General features: G+C 70.4%; 9 protein-coding genes. 4 read left to right on the top strand and 5 right to left on the bottom strand.

What is annotated here, in order from left to right; genetic code table 11:
* The first annotated feature begins 245 nt into the window (after positions 1-245).
* A complete protein-coding gene (locus tag AB0K60_RS24390; RefSeq protein WP_364059271.1) occupies positions 246-4,844 on the top strand; it encodes a carboxypeptidase regulatory-like domain-containing protein in 4,599 nt (1,532 codons plus the stop codon).
* A 154-nt stretch (positions 4,845-4,998) separates the two neighbouring features.
* Here the strand turns inward: AB0K60_RS24390 and AB0K60_RS24385 are convergent, their stop codons facing one another.
* Both AB0K60_RS24385 and fbaA read right to left on the bottom strand, forming a co-directional pair.
* Positions 4,999-5,421, bottom strand: a complete 423-nt coding sequence (locus tag AB0K60_RS24385) for a DUF3151 domain-containing protein (protein WP_364059268.1) — start codon at positions 5,419-5,421, stop codon at positions 4,999-5,001.
* 149 nt (positions 5,422-5,570) lie between these two features.
* Complete coding sequence (fbaA, locus tag AB0K60_RS24380; protein WP_364059265.1) at positions 5,571-6,593, bottom strand: class II fructose-bisphosphate aldolase; 1,023 nt, start codon at positions 6,591-6,593, stop codon at positions 5,571-5,573.
* Between the two features lie 112 nt (positions 6,594-6,705).
* On the opposite strand from fbaA, the gene AB0K60_RS24375 reads away from it, so the two are divergent.
* Positions 6,706-7,896, top strand: a complete 1,191-nt coding sequence (locus AB0K60_RS24375; protein WP_364059262.1) for a VTT domain-containing protein — start codon at positions 6,706-6,708, stop codon at positions 7,894-7,896.
* Between the two features lie 114 nt (positions 7,897-8,010).
* On the top strand, positions 8,011-8,571 hold the full coding sequence (locus AB0K60_RS24370; RefSeq protein WP_364059259.1) for a hypothetical protein: 561 nt from the start codon (positions 8,011-8,013) through the stop codon (positions 8,569-8,571).
* 37 nt (positions 8,572-8,608) lie between these two features.
* On the opposite strand, the gene pyrE is transcribed toward AB0K60_RS24370, so the two are convergent.
* Positions 8,609-9,145, bottom strand: a complete 537-nt coding sequence (gene pyrE, locus AB0K60_RS24365) for an orotate phosphoribosyltransferase (RefSeq protein ID WP_364059256.1) — start codon at positions 9,143-9,145, stop codon at positions 8,609-8,611.
* Between the two features lie 433 nt (positions 9,146-9,578).
* Here pyrE and AB0K60_RS24360 point away from each other — a divergent pair, with 433 nt between their 5' ends.
* The gene (locus AB0K60_RS24360; RefSeq protein WP_364059253.1) at positions 9,579-12,128 is read left to right on the top strand and encodes an NYN domain-containing protein; all 2,550 of its coding nucleotides are present in this window, start codon (positions 9,579-9,581) and stop codon (positions 12,126-12,128) included.
* Between the two features lie 96 nt (positions 12,129-12,224).
* Here AB0K60_RS24360 and AB0K60_RS24355 read toward each other — a convergent pair whose 3' ends face one another.
* Complete coding sequence (locus AB0K60_RS24355; RefSeq protein WP_364059250.1) at positions 12,225-12,863, bottom strand: response regulator; 639 nt, start codon at positions 12,861-12,863, stop codon at positions 12,225-12,227.
* 3 nt (positions 12,864-12,866) lie between these two features.
* Positions 12,867-17,072: a HAMP domain-containing protein gene (locus AB0K60_RS24350; protein ID WP_364059247.1), complete on the bottom strand. Its 4,206-nt coding sequence runs from the start codon at positions 17,070-17,072 to the stop codon at positions 12,867-12,869.
* Between the last annotated feature and the right edge of the window lie 119 nt (positions 17,073-17,191).

The raw sequence follows: 17,191 nt of genomic DNA, 5'->3' as shown, positions 1-17,191 counted from the left end.
TTCGCCCCGCCATTGCCCATCTTCTGATCTTGAGCAAGGTCGCGATGCGACCGACGATGATCGCGCACTGTCGCGGCGGGCGGCGCGATCAGAGCTGGTCACGCGCTCCCTGCATCACTTGGCACGACCTGGCACCACCTGACGACCTAAACGACCTCGACGACCTGGACGACGCCGCCACGAGCGCATTCCGCAACGTCCCAGCCCCGGCACACCCCCGCCGGGCGGAACGAGGAGGCTCCTCTGTGAGACGAGCACGTCGGCGCACATTACGGTCGGGACCGCTGTTAGCGGTCGCCGCCGCCTTGATCACCGTGCTGGGCGGCCTACCCGCCACGGCCCAGGCGCGGACCGGGGCGGCCGCCGCACCCACCGCCGAAACCGCCGCCGCATCCACCCTGGCCGCCCCCGCCGAGCCCGAGGTACGCGAGGCGGTCAAGCACGACCTCTCCGGCAAACTACGCGACCTCTCCGTACGGGCCCAGCGGCGTCCCCCCAAGGCCAAGGTCGATGCCTCGGCGACCGGCCGCCAACTCCCGCGCGAGGTGGAGGAGAAGGTCAAGGCCGGCAGCGAGGCCGTACAGAAGACGGTCTCGGCCCAGCAACTGCCGGAGTTCCTCAACGACTTCGAGGGCGTCGGCAACGTCAACGGCGTGCTGCCGCCGGACACCACCGGCGACGTCGGCCCCAACCACTACGTGCAGATGGTGAACCTGTCGTACGCCGTCTACGACAAGCGCGGCACCCTGCTGCTCGGCCCGCTCGACACCAACAGCATCTGGTCGGGCTTCGGCGGCCCCTGCGAGACCACCAACGACGGCGACCCGATCGTCGTCTACGACGAGGCCGCCGACCGGTGGCTGCTCAGCCAGTTCGCCGTGCCGGGCGGCAGCGTCGGCTACCACCAGTGCATCGCGATCTCGCAGACCCCCGACCCGACCGGCGCGTTCTACCGGTACGACTTCTTCTACCACCAGAGCCGGATGAACGACTATCCGAAGTTCGGCATCTGGCCCGACGGCTACTACATGTCCACCAACGAGTTCGGCCCGTCGTTCGTCGGCGCGGGCGCGGTCGCCTTCGAGCGGACCAAGATGCTCGCCGGGGAGCAGGCCCGCATGGTCTACTTCCACCTCGGCACGGACTTCGGCGGCCTGCTCCCCGCCGACCCCGAGGGCATGCCCCCGCCGCCCGGCGCGCCCATGCCGTTCGTCATGTTCGACGACGACGCCTGGGGCATCTCGCCCACCGACCGGCTGCTGCTGTGGGACTTCACGGTCGACTGGACCAACCCGGCGAACTCCACATTCGGCAACAACCTCGCGCCGAACCGCTTCCTGGAGACCGAGCCGTTCGACTCGAACATGTGCAACTACAGCCGCCCCTGCATCCCGCAGCCGGGCACCACGGCACGGCTCGACGCGATCGCCGACCGGCTGATGTTCCGGGCCGCGTACCGCAACTTCGGCGACCACGCCTCGCTCGTGCTCAACCACACCGTGGACGTGGACGGCACCGACCACGCCGGTCTGCGCTGGTACGAGCTGCGCACCACCGCGTCCGGCTGGGCCATCCACCAGCAGGGCACCTACGCGCCCGACGCCGACAACCGCTGGATGGCGAGCGCCGCGATGGACGTCGCGGGCAACATCGCCATCGGCTACTCGGTCGCCGGAACCACGACGTTCCCGTCGATCCGGGTGGCCGGGCGGCTCTCCGGCGACCCGCTCGGCGAACTCGGCCAGAGCGAGCGCACGATGATCGCCGGTACCGGCGCGCAGACGCACTCGGCCGCCCGGTGGGGCGACTACAGCACGATGTCGGTGGACCCGACCGACGGCTGCACGTTCTGGTTCACCACCGAGTACCTCGCCTCCACCAGCACCGCCGACTGGCACACCCGGATCGGCTCGGTGAAGTTCCCCACCTGCGTGGCCGGGCCGAGCGGCCAGGTCACCGGCAAGGTCACCGCCGCGGGCGGCGGGCCGATCGCCGGCGCCTCGGTGCGGGTGGGCGGCAGCGGCACCGTCACCGGCGAGGACGGCTCCTACCGGCTCAGCCTGCCGGTCGGCGAGCACGAGGTGACCGCCTCGGCCTTCGGGTACGCCCCCAAGACCGTCACCGTGAACATCACCGACGGCGGCACCGCGACCGCCGACTTCGCGCTCACGGCGCTGCCCACGCGGCGCGTCTCGGGCGTCGTCAAGGACGGCTCCGGCCACGGCTGGCCGCTGTACGCCCGGATCGACGTGGCCGGCCGGCCCGGCGGCCCGGTGTTCACCGACCCGGCCACCGGCGCGTACAGCCTCGAACTGCCGCCCGGCGAGTACGGCCTCGCCGTACGGGCGATGTATCCGTCCTACCAGCAGATCACCCAGCCGCTCACGGTCGGCGAACAGGACCAGGTCAAGGACATCGGCCTGCCGATCGACGTCGCCTGCACCGCGGCGGGCTACACCTACACCTACGGCGACCCGCTGTTCACCCAGCAGTTCGAGACCGGCACCACCCCCGAGGGCTGGGCCGTCGAGAACCGCACCACGAGCGGCGGCTGGGTCTTCAACGACCCCCAGAACCGCGGCAACCTCACCGGCGGCAGCGGCGGGTACGCGATCGCCGACAGCGACGCGCCCGGGTCGGGCACGACCGTCGACACCGACCTGGTCACCCCGCCGCTCGACCTCACCTCGGTGCCGAAGCCGGTGCTGCGCTTCAACAGCGACTACCGGGCGCTCAACGGCTTCGCCAACGTGGAGCTGAGCGTGGACGGCGGCGCCACGTATAAGACCATCACCTCGTGGACGACCGCGAGCCGGCGCGGCCCGGTCATGGAGGAGGTGCCGATTCCGGACGCCGGCGGCAAGGCCGACGTGCGGGTCAAGTTCCACTACCGGGGCTCGTGGGCCTGGTGGTGGGAGCTCGACAACGTGTCGGTGCTCAACCGCTCCTGCGACCCGATCCCCGGCGGTCTCGTCGTCGGCCGGGTGCTCGACGGCAACTCCGGCGACGGGGTGAACGGCGCGATCGTGACCAGCGCCGACAAGCCCGCGGAGAAGACGACCACGGCGGCGACCCCCGACGACGAGTCGCTCGGCGACGGCTTCTACTGGATGTTCTCCTCGCTGACCGGCGAGCACCCGTTCACGGCCGACAAGTCCGGCTACGCGGAGGCCACCGCCGCGGTGAGCGTGACCGCGAGCCAGACCACGCGGCAGGACTTCACGCTCGACGCGGGCCGGGTGGTCGTGGAGCCGGGCGAGGTGACCACGACCCAGACCCTCGGCGAGACCAAGTCGGTGACGACGACGTTCCGCAACACCGGCAAGGCCCCGGTGGAGGTGAACCTCACCGAGCGGCTCGGCTCGTTCGACATGCTCGGCAAGCGGGGCGCGCCGGTGCGGCTGCACATGACCAAGGGCTTCAGCAACCCGGCCGGATGGCTCGGCGACCGCAAGCCCGGCGTGGCGCCCGACCCCGAGCCGTACGCGCCGCCGTGGACGAACACCGCGAACTACCCGATCCCCATCATGGACAACGCGGCGGCGGCGTACGACGGCAAGGTGTACTCGGTGGGCGGCGTGTCCGGCACGTCGATCGTCGCGACGTCGTACGTGTACGACCCGCCGACCGACACCTGGACGAGGATCGCCGACCTGCCCGCGCCCCTGGAGAAGCCGGCGGCGGCCTTCGTCGGCGACAAGCTGTACGTCATCGGCGGCTGGACCGCCAGTGGCGGCCAGTCGGACCGGGTGTACGTCTACGACACCGAGACCGGCGCGTGGGCGACCGCGGCGGCCCGGCACCCGGCGCCCGGCGCGGGCTCCGGCATCGCGGTCGTCGGCGAGAAGATCTACGTGGTCGGCGGCTGCGCGGACGGCAACTGCGCCAAGTCGGACGTCACCGTCGCCTACGACACGGCGGCCGACGTCTTCCGCGAGGCCGCGCCGTACCCGGTGCCGGTCGCCTGGCAGGGCTGCGGCGCCATCGGCGGCACCGTGTACTGCGCGGGCGGTCTGGGGGCGGCGGCGCTGAAGAGCGCCTACGCCTACAACCCCGAGGCCGACGCGTGGAGCCAGGTCGCCGACATGCCGCTGGACCTGTGGGCCTCGGCGGTGGACGTGGCCAACGGCATGCTGCTGCTGTCCGGCGGCCTGACCAACAACTCCACCACCGTGACGAACCAGGGCTTCGCGTACGACCCGGCGGCCGACGCCTGGCAGGAGCTGCCGAACGCGAACTTCGCCCGCTTCCGCGGCGCCGGAGGCTGCGGGTTCGTCAAGATCGGCGGCTCCACCGGCGGGTTCACCCCGACGCCGGAGAGCGAGCTGCTGCCCGGATTCAACCAGTGCGGCACCTCGGCCGTGGACGTGGCGTGGATGAAGGCCTCGCCGGCCACGTTCACGCTGAAGCCCGGCCAGCGGACCTCGGTGAGCCTCACGCTGAAGGCCCTGGAGTCGGCGGGGGCGACCCAGCCCGGCGCCTACACCGCGCAGTTCGGCGTCAAGACGGGCAGCCCGTACCGGGTCGCGCCGATCGACGTGACGATGAACGTCAAGCCTCCGGCGGACTGGGGCAAACTGGCGGGCACCGTCACCGGCACCGACTGCCGGAACAACCCCGTCACGCTGCGGGGGGCCACCGTGCAGGTCAACGGCCAGCGGAGATGGACGTACACCCTCAAGGCGGACACCGAGGGCAAGTACCAGATCTGGGCGCCCAAGCAGGCCAACCCGGTGCAGATCATCGTGGCCCGTGACGGCTGGGTGCCGGTGGCCGTCAACGTCGAGATCCGGGCGGGAAGGACGGTGACGACGGACTTCAAGCTCCGGCCCATCTGCGGCTGACCTTCACACTGGCCCTTGATCGACCCCCGCCGACCCCCGCGGCCGACCGGCGCGACCGGCCGCGGGACCTCCCGTGGCACCCCCATCCGATGCCCTACGGGAGACGCGGGCCCGCGCCGCTTCGGCGGCGCGGGCCCGGTCCGTTGTTTCTCGGTCAGTTCTTGGCGGCGAGGATCTCGGCGGCCGTGGGGCTGCTGTCGCGCAGGAACTGGGCGCAGCGCTCGGCCTCGTCCTTCTCGCCGATCGCCTGCGCGGCCCGGGCCAAGGCGTGCAGGCAGCGCAGGAATCCTCGGTTGGGCTCGTGCTCCCAGGGGATGGGCCCATGCCCCTTCCAACCGGCGCGGCGCAACTGGTCCAGGCCGCGGTGGTAGCCGGTACGCGCGAAGGCGTACGAGGTCACGGCGTGCCCGGCGGCGAAGTACTCGTCCGCGAGGGCGGCCCAGGCGGCGGAGTACGCGGGGTAACGCGCCGCCACGTCGGAGGCCTTGGCGCCCGAGTCGAGGGCCTCCTTGGCATCCGGCATGTCCGGCAGATAAGTGGGGGGCGGACCGGCCAGGAGGTTCTCATGCGATTCCATGGAGACAGTCATACCTCCCGGAGGTTGTTCGCGAACCTGCGGGTCGGCGAAACATGGCCGGTCCGTACCCGGGTCGTCAACTCCTTTGTTTATTCGTGCGTCGATCGACCGTGTCTTTTCCCCGGGCTATTCGCGCCCGAATGGCCGGGTCAGCTCATCTTGGTGCCGGCCGACTTGAGGTCCTGGCAGGCCACGACGACCCGCTGGGCCATGCCGGCCTCGGCGGCCTTGCCGTACGAGCGCGGGTCGTAGGTCTTCTTGTTGCCGACCTCGCCGTCCACCTTCAGCACGCCGTCGTAGTTGCGGAACATGTGGTCGGCCACCGGGCGGGTGAACGCGTACTGCGTGTCGGTGTCGATGTTCATCTTGACCACGCCGTACGAGATCGCCTCGTGGATCTCCTCGAGCAGCGAGCCGGAGCCGCCGTGGAAGACCAGGTCGAACGGCTTCTCCTTGCCGTACTTGGCGCCGACGGCCTCCTGGATCTCCTTCAGCACGCTCGGGCGCAGCTTGACGTGGCCCGGCTTGTACACGCCGTGCACGTTGCCGAACGTGGCGGCGAGCATGTAGCGGCCCTTCTCGCCGAGGCCGACCGCCTCGACGGTGGCCAGCGCGTCGGACGGCGTGGTGTAGAGCTTCTCGTTGATCTCGCCGACGATGCCGTCCTCCTCACCGCCGACGACGCCGATCTCCATCTCCATGATGACGCGGGCCTGCGCGCACTTCTCCACGAGCTCGGCGGCGATGGAGAGGTTCTCCTCCAGCGGTACGGCCGAGCCGTCCCACATGTGCGACTGGAACAGCGGGTCCTCGCCGCGGGCGACCCGCTCGGCGCTGATCGCGATCAGCGGGCGCATGAAGCCGTCAAGCTTGTCCTTCGGGCAGTGGTCGGTGTGCAGCGCCACCGTCACCGGGTACTTCTTCGCCACCACCCGGGCGTACTCGGCCAGCGCGGTCGCGCCGGTCACCATGTCCTTCACCGTGGTCCCGGAGAGGAACTCGGCCCCTCCGGTGGACACCTGGATGATGCCGTCGCTCTCGGCCTCGGCGAAACCCCGCAGCGCGGCGTTGAGCGTCTGAGACGAGGTCACGTTGATGGCCGGGTAGGCGAAGCCGTTCGCCTTGGCCCGGTCGAGCATCTCGGCGTAGGCCTCTGGCGTAGCGATGGGCATCGTTGTCATCTCCCCTGAGAGACGGTGGGTCACGAAAGTATGTCGGTGGCCAGTATCCCCAAGAGCGCGGGAACTAAGAAAGAAGGGCCGCCGAAAGGTAGGCTCGGTCACGATGGACGTTCTTCTTGATCTTATTGATCCCGAGTGGTGGCTGCGCATGTTCGGCGCCTTCGCCACGATCGGCGTGCTCGCCATCGTGTTCGCGGAGACCGGACTGCTGTTCGGGTTTTTCCTGCCCGGTGACTCGCTGCTGGTCGCGGCGGGCATCTTCAGCGTTCCCGCCGCCGCGGCCGCGATCCAGATCTCGCCGCTGTCGCTGCCCGTGCTGCTGATCGCCGCGCCGCTGTGCGCCATCGCGGGCGCCCAGCTCGGCCACTACCTGGGGGAGAGGTTCGGCCGGAAACTGTTCGACAGACCGGACTCCCGGCTGTTCAAACGCGAACACGTCGAGAAGGCCGAGTACTACTTCGAGAAGTTCGGTCCGGCCAAGGCGGTGGTCCTTGCCCGTTTCATGCCGATCGTCCGTACGTTCCTGAACCCGGTGGCCGGCGTGCTCGGCATGGACCGGCGGCGGTTCCTGCTGTGGAACATCGTGGGCGGCATCGCCTGGGTCGAGGCGATGCTGCTGTTCGGCTACTTCGTCGGGTCCGCCGTCGACGACATCGACAAGTACATCCTGCCCGGTGTCTTCGTGATCGTGCTGCTGTCCATCCTGCCGATCGTGCGCGAGGTCATCAAGGACAGGAAGGCGGCCAAGTCCGGGCCCCTCGGCGGCAAGCACCACCGCCCCGCCGACGCCCCCGCCGTCGCGACGGCGGCAAACGCGCCCGAAGTCGATCCGTTCGACCTGTACGCCAGGCAGATGGCCGCCGACCCTTACCGCGCCGGCCAGCCGGGGGGTTCGCGCCCGGGCGCCGCCCGGCCCGCCGATCCTTACTCCGGTGCCGCTCCGTCCGGCGACCCGTACCACGGCGGCGCTCAGCCCGGGAACCCGTACCCGGAATCCGGCCGTTCCGGCGACCCCTTCTCCGGCGGCCAGCCCGGAAACCCCTACCCGGGAGCCGGGCACCCCGGCGGCTCCCATCCCGGTCACCCGGGTGCGTCCTACCCCGGCGCCGCTCCCCACTCCGGCGGGGGCTACTCCGGGTATCCCGGTTACCCACAGCCCAGCGCCCCCTACCCCGGTGCCGCCCGGCCCGGCAACGCGTCCCGCCCGGATTCGGAATCGGTGCCGCAGCAGCCCGCCGCCAGTCCGGATTGGCAGGCCTGGCAGGCGTGGCAGGGCCCCGATCGCAACGGATAAGCGGCCTGGTTATCGGGCCGGCCAGCAGTAATGCCGATCTATGTGCGATTTGTCATGATTAGTTGAAATCGTGACTAATGCTCTAATTATCCGCACAACGGCTAATCTCCCCCTGTGGGACGGCACAGGACTGATCCGATCGGCGCCACCCGGCTGCTGCTCGCCGGGCTGGCCATCCTCGCGGTGCTCGGGCTCATCTCCGTCGGCGTGTGGTCGCTCATCGGCTCACTCACCCCCGACGACGCATCGGCCGGACTTTCCACGGCCGAGGACGCGACGCAATCCCCCGAGGCGAACTCCCCTGGGGCGGACTCCTCCAAGGACGCCCCCGACGAGGCGGACGCCACGGCGACCGGTTCCGCGAGCCCGGCCGAGGAGGACGAGAATCCCCAGGCATCCGGCGCTCCGGTCCCTCCCGGGTCCATTCCGACCGTCTACCTCGAGTGCCTGGCCGAGATCTGCCCGGTCTTCCTCCGGATTCCCGGAGGCGACGTGCTGATCGACCGCGACCTGACCCGAGGAGAGAAGGCGACCTACTTCGAACCCCGCATCGACGTGGTCCTCGGCGACGCGGCGACGGTACGCGTGTTCGTCAACGGCGAGGAGCGAAAACGGGGCGAGGAGGGCGAACGCCAGACGTTCACCGCCAGCCGCCCCACCCCGACGCCCTCCTGACGCGCCTCCCTGACGCGCCCTGACGCCCGCAACCCGTTCAGGCCAGCCCGAGGTCGGTGAGGGTGTACGCCGTCCGGTACGGCAGGCCGGTCTCGCGGATGCGGTCGGCCGCGCCACGGTCCACGATCGTCGCCACGCCGACGATCTCGGCCCCGGCCTCGCGCAGCGCCTCCACCGCCGTCAGCACCGAGCCGCCGGTCGTCGAGGTGTCCTCCACCGCGAGCACGCGGCGTCCCGCCACGTCCGGCCCCTCGATGCGGCGCTGCAACCCGTGTGCCTTGCCCGCCTTGCGCACCACGAACGCGTCCAGCGTCCTGCCCCGGGCGGCTGCGGCGTGCAGCATCGCCGTGGCCACCGGGTCGGCCCCGAGGGTCAGGCCGCCCACCGCGTCATAGCCGAGGTCCTCGGTCAGGTCGAGCATCACCCGGCCCACGAGGGGCGCGGCCGTACCGTCGAGGGTGATGCGGCGCAGGTCCACGTACCAGTCGGCCTCCTTGCCGGAGCTCAGCACGACCCTGCCGTGCACGACACCTTTGCTCTTGATCTCCGACAGCAGGTTCTCGCGATCGCTCATAGTGCCCAAGACTAGACGGACTCCCGTTCGCGCAGGTGAGCCGGTATGCACCCGGATCTTCGCCCGGCGTCGCGCGGACGGCGGCGGCCGGGCCTGATCACGTGGTGGACGGCCGGTGGATTCTCGGCGGTTTTCCTGATCGCCAGATAGGCATATTGGCGGAATGGTACTTTCGCGTTGAGTGCAGGTTTCACGTTTTTCGGCCGTCATGCCGGTGTGCGGACGGCTGTGGGCGTGGGCCGCCGTGCTCTTCGGGCAGCGGCCATAACCGTTTTCCGCCGCCTCCTGTCAAGGGGAGGACATACCCGGACAAACTGGTACGGTCTGCATGAAGCTCGCGGGCATGAGGGCCGAATCGCCGGGATTCGCCCTCACACGATCATGTCCTTGACTACCCTGGGAACGCCAGGCCACGAGGGGAGGGCGATGTCGCGTGGACCGCTGCGCGCTGTTCGTGGACGCTGGCTATCTGCTGTCGGATGGCGCGATGGCCGTGCACGGCACCCGTCATCGGGACGCCGTCTCGTGGGACTACCCCGGGCTTTTGCAACTGCTCAGCGGGTTCGCTCGGGAGCGCACCGGCCTGCCCATTCTGCGCTGCTACTGGTACGAGGCGACCGTCGAGGGCAGGCGCACGCCCGAGCATGACGCGCTGGCCGAGATCCCGGGCCTGAAGCTCCGCCTTTCCCGCATCCGCCCCGGACGCCGCGAGGGCGTGGACGCCCAGGTCCACCGCGACCTGATGACACTCGCCCGCAACACCGCGATCTGCGACGCGGTCGTCGTCAGCGGCGACGAGGACCTCGCCCAGGTGGTCTGCGACGCGCAGGACCTCGGCATCCGCGTCACCGTCGTGAACATCGTCACCGACGGCAACTGGTCGGTCTCCCGCACCCTGCGCCAGGAGTGCGACGACCTGATCGAGGTCTCCAACGCCCACCTGCGCCCGTACGTGAATTTGATCACCGGCACCGACCTCGGTGTGGTCGGCAACGGCCATCGCGCGATCGGCAACGGGCAACGTGTGATCGGCAGCGGCGCCAATGGCGGCGGCACCCACGCCCTGCCCGGCGGGCAGTCCGCTCACCCCGCCTTCGGCAGCGGCCAGGGCAACGTCCAGACCGGCACCCCGTCGGGCGGCGCCGGGCACCACGCCCTGACCGGATCCTCATCGACCGACACCGCCGCCTCGGGCGGCCACGCCCTCGCCGCGGGCGGGTCACAGAACGACACCCAGAGCCTCAGCGGTTCCGCTCCGGCGTCATCGTCGTCCGCGCATACCCCGACCGGTGCCCCGAGCCAGGCCCACACCGGCGACCATGCCTCGACCGGAGGCCACGCCTCCTCGGGCAGCGGCGCCAACCTCTCGACCAGCGGCACCGGCTACTCCTCCGGCACCGCGCTCCCGTCGAGCAACGGCCTGACCTCCGGCAGCGGTTACTCCTCTGGCGCTGCGCTGCCTTCGGGCAACGGCTCTTCGCCAGGCAACGCGCTGGCCTCCGGCGGCAGTGGCTATTCCTCCGGTGGTGCGCTGCCTTCGGGCAACGGTTCTTCGCCGGGCAATGCCCTGGCCTCTAGCAGCGGTTACTCCTCTGGCGCTGCGCTGCCTTCGGGTAACGGTTCTTCCCCGGGCAATGCGCTGGTCTCTGGCGGCAGTGGCTATTCCTCCGGTGGTGCGCTGCCTTCGGGCAACGGTTCTTCGCCGGGCAATGCCCTGGCCTCCGGCGGCAACGGTTACTCCTCCAGCGGTCCGGTGCCTTCGGGCAACGCTCTCCCTCCGGGCAACGCGCTCACCTCCGGCGGCAGCCCATCCAGTGGCCAGAGCCTCACGACGGGTGGCGATGCCGCCGGCAGCGTCGGCCACATCTCCGGGGGAGGTCACTCCTCCTCGGGCGGCCTGGCCTCCACGGGTGGCGTCACCTCCGGCGGTAGCCACGCATCGGGCGGCGGATACGCGCTCCCCGCGGGAAGCAGCCACCCGAATCCCGCCCAGCCGCTGATCGGCGACCCCGCGATGAGCAACGGCCAGGTCGGCGGTCACGCGAGCGGCGGCCGAGCCGACCACTCTCCGTCGTCCGCTCCCGCGCCATCCACCGGCTCGTCGCCGACGACGTCCCCGGCCCTGCCCTCGCCCGCGCAGCCGTCATCCTCCGCACCGTCGCCGAATCCGGCGTCCGCCGCAACCCCGACCGGCTCGGCCCTGCCGCAACCGATGCCCACCGGCACCGCCTCGGTCTCCCCGCAGCCCGCCCCGACCACTTCGGCCTCTGCGGGGGCGTCCGCCTCCACGCCGACCTCGCCCACATCGACCTCGCCCACATCGACCTCGCCCACGTCGACCTCGGTATCGACGTCCTCGACGGCCCTGCCCTCGTACTCGGGCTACTCCTCGCCGTCCTCCGTGACCACGTCGGCCCCGCTTCCGGCCCTGCCCGCCCCGGTGCCCTCATCCGCGACCGCACCACGAGCGGTGTCGCCCGCCCGCCACCAGGAGCCCGCCACCGGCCAGTCGTCTCTGTACTCGACCGGCCAGAGCCACGCGATCCCGTCGTCGACCGCCCAGTCCTCCGGCGCGAGCACCTACGCACAGGGCGGCACCTACTCCAGCCCGCAGCCCGCCCCGGTGCACACGCCCATCCACGGGGCGACCACCGCCCCCCAGGGCGCCCCGTTGCACGGTGCCTCGGCCGCGTCCCCCGGCGTCGGCCAGCCCGGCGGCGGACAGGCCGGCGGCACGACCACCTTGGCCGACGCGGTCCAGGCGGCCCACAAGGAGGGGCACGACTTCGGCGACTCGGTCGCCAAGGACGCCCCGGCCCTCTGGCTGGAGGCGGTCCTGGCCCGCAAGCCCCGCATGCCCTCGGACCTGGAGGCCCGCCTTCTGCAGGGCTCCGCCCTCCCCATCGACTTCCTCCTCCACGACGAGGTACGCCACGCCCTGCGCCGTGGCTTCTGGGACGCCCTCGAACGCGCCCGCCGCTGACCGGCGTCCGGCTCCCGCGCCAGGGCGTCCGGCTCCCGCGCCAGGGCGTCCGGCTCCCGCGCCAGGGCGTCCGGCTCCCGCGCCAGGGCCTGCGGCTCAGGCACTCTGATTGAGGGCGTCGAAGCCGGACCTGAGGTGGGTGACGCGCTTGGACAGATCGTTGAGCGTCGTGATGACGGCGTGATCGCGGGCATGGCCGGCGGCCTCGCGGACGCGGCCGAGTTCCTCCTCCACGGCCGCCAGGCGGCGGCCGAGCTCGGCGAGGACCGCGCCCTGGTCCCCGGCGACGGCGGGAAGCTCGCCCGCGAGGCGTTCCCGCAGCAGCGAGGCCTGCTCGGCGAGGCGCCGGTTCATGTTGTACAGCTCGACGAAGACCGAGACCTTCGCGCGCAGCACCCACGGGTCGAAGGGCTTGGTGAGATAGTCCACCGCCCCCGCCGCGTAGCCGCGGAAGGCGAAGTCGGGCGCGCTGTCCACCACGGTCAGGAAGATGATCGGGATATTCCGGGTACGCTCCCGCCGTTTGATGTGCGCGGCGGTCTCAAAGCCATCCATCCCCGGCATCCGCACATCCAGCAGGATCAACGCGAAGTCGGTGGAGAGCAGCGCCTTGAGCGCCTCCTCTCCGGACCTCGCCCGCACGGGCACAAGGTCCAGCGAGCTGAGGATGGCCTCCAGCGCGATCAGGTTCTCTTCGCGATCATCGACAAGCAGGATCTTGGCACGATCAGGCATCGGTCAGGAACTTTCCGTGGAGCCGGACGAACCGCCGGCCCGTCTCCGCAGCAGCCACCCGCGCAGGCGCTCCAGGAGACGGTCGACGTCGACGGGTTTGGGCACGTAGTCAGAGGCTCCGGACGCGATGCTCTTCTCCCGGTCGCCGCGCATCACCTTCGCGGTGAGAGCGATGATCGGCAGCTCGGCGAACTGCGGCATCTGCCGGATGGCCGAGGTGGTGGCCCACCCGTCCATCTCCGGCATCATAATGTCCATCAGCACCAACGCCACATCGTCGTTCCGGTTGAGCTGCTCGATTCCTTCCCTTCCGTTCTCCGCATAGACCACCGTGGCGCCGTGCCGTTCGAGCACGCTGGTGAGGGCGAAGACGTTGCGGATGTCGTCGTCCACGATCAGGATCTTGGCCCCGGTGAGCGGGTCGTCGCCCGACCAGTCATGCCGGTCGGGCAGCTGCCGCGCCATCTGCGGGATCGGCAGGTCCGCCGGCAACGGGATCTCCGGGAGCACGTCATCGATCCCCGGCTCGTACGGCTCCCGCCGCCGCTCCCCGCCCACCGGCTCGGCCGGCGCGGCGGTCGTGACGCCCCCGCCGTCCTTGGAGCTGAGCGGCCCGGTGTACCTGGCCGGCATGTACAGCGTGAACGTGCTGCCCTCCCCGGGCTGGCTGACCACCTGGATCTCGCCCCCGAGCAGCCGCCCGATGTCCCGGCAGATCGACAGGCCGAGCCCGGTCCCGCCGTACTTGCGGCTGGTGGTCCCGTCGGCCTGCCGGAACGCCTCGAAGATCACATCGAGCTTGTCGGCGGCGATGCCGATCCCGGTGTCGATCACCGCGAAGGACAGGATGTCGTCGCCGTGCTTGAGCGACTCGTCCACGAACCGGGTGTCCGGCCGGGCCCGCCCGATGTGCAGCCGCACCTCGCCGTGCGGGGTGAACTTGACCGCGTTCGACAGCAGGTTCCGCAGCACCTGCTGCAGGCGCTGCTCGTCGGTGCGCAGCTCGTGGGGCACGTTGTCGTCGACCTCGATGCTGAAGTCCAGCCCCTTGTCCTGGGCGAGCGGGGCGAAGGTGGCGTCCACGTACTCCACCAGCTTGGTCAGCGAGAGCTGCGCCGGGTGGATGTCCATGCGCCCGGCCTCGACCTTGGACACGTCGAGGATGTCGTTGATGAGCTGCAGCAGCGCCGAGCCCGCGCCGTGGATCGTCTTGGCGAACTCCACCTGCTGGGAGGTGAGGTTGCCCTCGTTGTTCTCGCTGAGCAGCTTGGCGAGCACGAGCAGGCTGTTGAGCGGGGTGCGCAGCTCGTGCGACATGTTCGCGAGGAACTCGGACTTGTACCGCGAGGAGACCGCGAGCTGCTCGGCCCGCTCCTCCAGGGTGCGCCGGGCCTGCTCGATCTGGAAGTTCTGGATCTCGATGGCGCGGTTCTGCTTGGCGAGCTGGGCCGCCTTGTCCTCCAGCTCGGCGTTGGACAGCCGCAGCTCCTCCTGCTGGCGCTGCAGCTCGTCGGAGCGTTCCTGCAGCTCGGTGGCGAGCCGCTGGGACTCCTTGAGCAGCACCTCGGTGCGCGAGTTGGCGATGATCGTGTTGATGGTGACGCCGATCGTCTCGCTGAGCTGGGTGAGGAAGGCGAGGTGGACCTCGCTGAACCGGTCCAGGGTGGCGAGCTCCAGCACGCCGAGCACCTGGTTCTCGAACAGGACCGGGAGCACGACGATCTGCGCGGGGGCGGACCGGCTGAGCCCGGTCCGGATGGTGATGTAGTCGGAGGGCACCTCCTCCAGCAGGATGTGCTTGCCCTCGAGCGCGGCCTGCCCGACCACGCCCTCGCCCATCTCGAAGCGCTCGCGCACGCCGCCGACGCCGGGCTGCACGCCGTACCCGGCGATGAGCTTGAGGTCGTCGGAGTGCGAGGGGTCGATCAGGTAGCAGGCGCCGTAGCTCGCCGACACCAGCGGGGTCAGCTCGCTCATGATCACCCGGGCGACCTCGACGAGGTCGCGGTGGCCCTGCATGAGCCGGGAGATGCGGGCCAGGTTGCTCTTGAGCCAGTCCTGCTCCTGGTTGGCCTGCGTGGTCTCGCGCAGGTTCGCCACCATCGTGTTGATGTTGAGCTTGAGCTCGGCGAGCTCGCCCGGCGCGTCCACCGTGATCGACTGGGTGAGGTCGCCGCGGGCGACCGCGCTGGTCACGGCGGCGATCGCGCGGACCTGCGTGGTGAGGTTGCCGGCGAGCTCGTTGACGCTCTCGGTGAGCCGCTTCCAGGTGCCCTCGACGCCCTCGACGCGCGCCTGGCCGCCGAGCTGCCCCTCCGAGCCCACCTCGCGGGCGACGCGGGTCACCTCCGAGGCGAAGCTGGACAGCTGGTCCACCATGCGGTTGATCGTGGTCTTCACCGCGAGCATCTCGCCCTGCGCGTCCACGTCGATCTTCCGGGTGAGGTCGCCGTTGGCGACGGCCGTGGTCACCTCGCCGATGTTGCGGACCTGGTACGTCAGGTTGGTGGCCATCGAGTTGACGTTGTCGGTGAGGTCCTTCCAGACGCCGGACACGCCGCGCACCCGGGCCTGGCCGCCGAGCTGCCCCTCGGTGCCGACCTCGCGGGCCACCCGGGTGACCTCGTCGGCGAACATCGACAACTGGTCGACCATCGTGTTCACCGCGTCCTTGAGCTGCAGGATCTCGCCCTGCGCGTCCACGGTGATCTTCTTGGAGAGGTTGCCCTGCACGACGGCGGTGGCGACGGCGGAGATCTGGCGCACCTGGCCGGTCAGGTTGTTCGCCATGTAGTTGACGTTGTCGGTGAGGTCCTTCCAGACGCCGGAGACGCCGTGCACCTGGGCCTGGCCGCCGAGCCGTCCCTCGGTGCCGACCTCGCGGGCCACGCGCGACACCTCCGAGGCGAAGCTGGACAGCTGGTCGACCATGGTGTTCATGGTGCTCTTCAGCTCCAGCACCTCGCCCTGCGCGTCCACGTCGATCTTCTTGGTGAGGTCGCCGCTCGCGACGGCCTTGGTCACCTGGGCGATGTTGCGGACCTGGTATGTCAGGTTCGTGGCCATCGAGTTGACGTTGTCGGTGAGGTCCTTCCAGACCCCGGAGACGCCCTTCACCTCGGCCCGGCCGCCGAGCCGTCCCTCGGTGCCGACCTCGCGGGCGACGCGGGTGACCTCCTCGGCGAACCGGGAGAGGTTGTCCACCATCGTGTTGAGCGTCTCCTTGAGCTCGGCCACCTCGCCCTGCGCCTCGGCGGTGATCTTCTTGGAGAGGTCGCCCTGCGCCACCGCCGTCGCCACGGTGGCGATCGCCCGCACCTGCGTGGTCAGGTTGCCGGCCATGACGTTGACGTTCTCGGTGAGGTCCTTCCACACGCCGGACACGCCGCGCAGCCGCGCCTGGCCGCCGAGCCGTCCCTCGGTGCCGACCTCGCGGGCGACGCGGGTGACCTCCTCGGCGAACTGGGAAAGGTTGTCCACCATCTGGTTGACGGTGTTCTTCAGCTCGAACATCTCGCCGACCGCGTCCACCTGCACCTTGCGCGACAGGTCGCCCTTGGCCACCGCCGTGGTGACCAGCGCGATATCCCTGACCTGCGCGGAGACGCGGCTGGACATGGTGTTGACGGCCTCGGTGAGGTCCTTCCAGCTCCCGGACATGCCGCGCACGTTCGCCCGCCCGCCGAGCTGGCCCTCCGAGCCGACCTCGCGCGCCACCCGGGTCACCTCGGAGGTGAACAGGGCGAGCTGGTCCACCATCCCGTTGACCGCCTTGGCGAGCCGCCGCACCTCGCCGCGCGAGGTCCGGTCGACGTCGATGCGCCGCGACAGGTCGCCCTTCGCCACCGCGTCGATCACGTCGGCGGCGCTGCTCACCGGGCTCACCATCGCGTCGATCAGCGCGTTCACCGACTCCACGCCCTCGGCCCAGGAGCCCACCCCCGGGCTGGGCGTGAGCCGCTCGCCGAACCGGCCCTCCTTGACCACCTCGCGGCGTACCCGCAGCAGCTCGTTGGTAAGGTGCTCGCGCCGGTCCGCGATCTCGTTGAGCAACATCCGGATCTCGCTCAGGATGCCGGGCGGCGCATGGGGGACACGCCGCCTGAAGTCGCCGTCGCGCCAGGTGATGAGCGTGTCCAGCAGGGGGCGGAGGTCGGACTCGGTATAGACCCGCTCGGCCGGCTCGGGTACGGCCGTCGCAGCCGTCATCGGGGCCTCCCTTTACCTTCACACGGTACCCATCCGGGCACTGCTGAACAGATGCCAGTCTGTCACGTTGCGTGGTGTGCGGTCGTCCCTTGTTTGACTCCACCCGCTCACGAGATGTG

It is taken from the genome of Thermopolyspora sp. NPDC052614 (assembly GCF_040678635.1).
Lineage (GTDB): Bacteria > Actinomycetota > Actinomycetes > Streptosporangiales > Streptosporangiaceae > Thermopolyspora.
Note: the sequence above shows the minus strand (reverse complement) of the source record. Positions and strands in the feature narration are given on the sequence as shown.

Excerpts from the sequence above, each read along its gene's own strand:
- AB0K60_RS24385 (WP_364059268.1), bottom strand. The coding sequence starts at position 5,421 with ATGGAATCGCATGAGAACCTCCTGGCCGGTCCGCCCCCCACTTATCTG.
- fbaA (WP_364059265.1), bottom strand. The coding sequence starts at position 6,593 with ATGCCCATCGCTACGCCAGAGGCCTACGCCGAGATGCTCGACCGGGCC.
- AB0K60_RS24375 (WP_364059262.1), top strand. The coding sequence starts at position 6,706 with ATGGACGTTCTTCTTGATCTTATTGATCCCGAGTGGTGGCTGCGCATG.
- pyrE (WP_364059256.1), bottom strand. The coding sequence starts at position 9,145 with ATGAGCGATCGCGAGAACCTGCTGTCGGAGATCAAGAGCAAAGGTGTC.
- AB0K60_RS24355 (WP_364059250.1), bottom strand. The coding sequence starts at position 12,863 with ATGCCTGATCGTGCCAAGATCCTGCTTGTCGATGATCGCGAAGAGAAC.
- AB0K60_RS24350 (WP_364059247.1), bottom strand. The coding sequence starts at position 17,072 with ATGACGGCTGCGACGGCCGTACCCGAGCCGGCCGAGCGGGTCTATACC.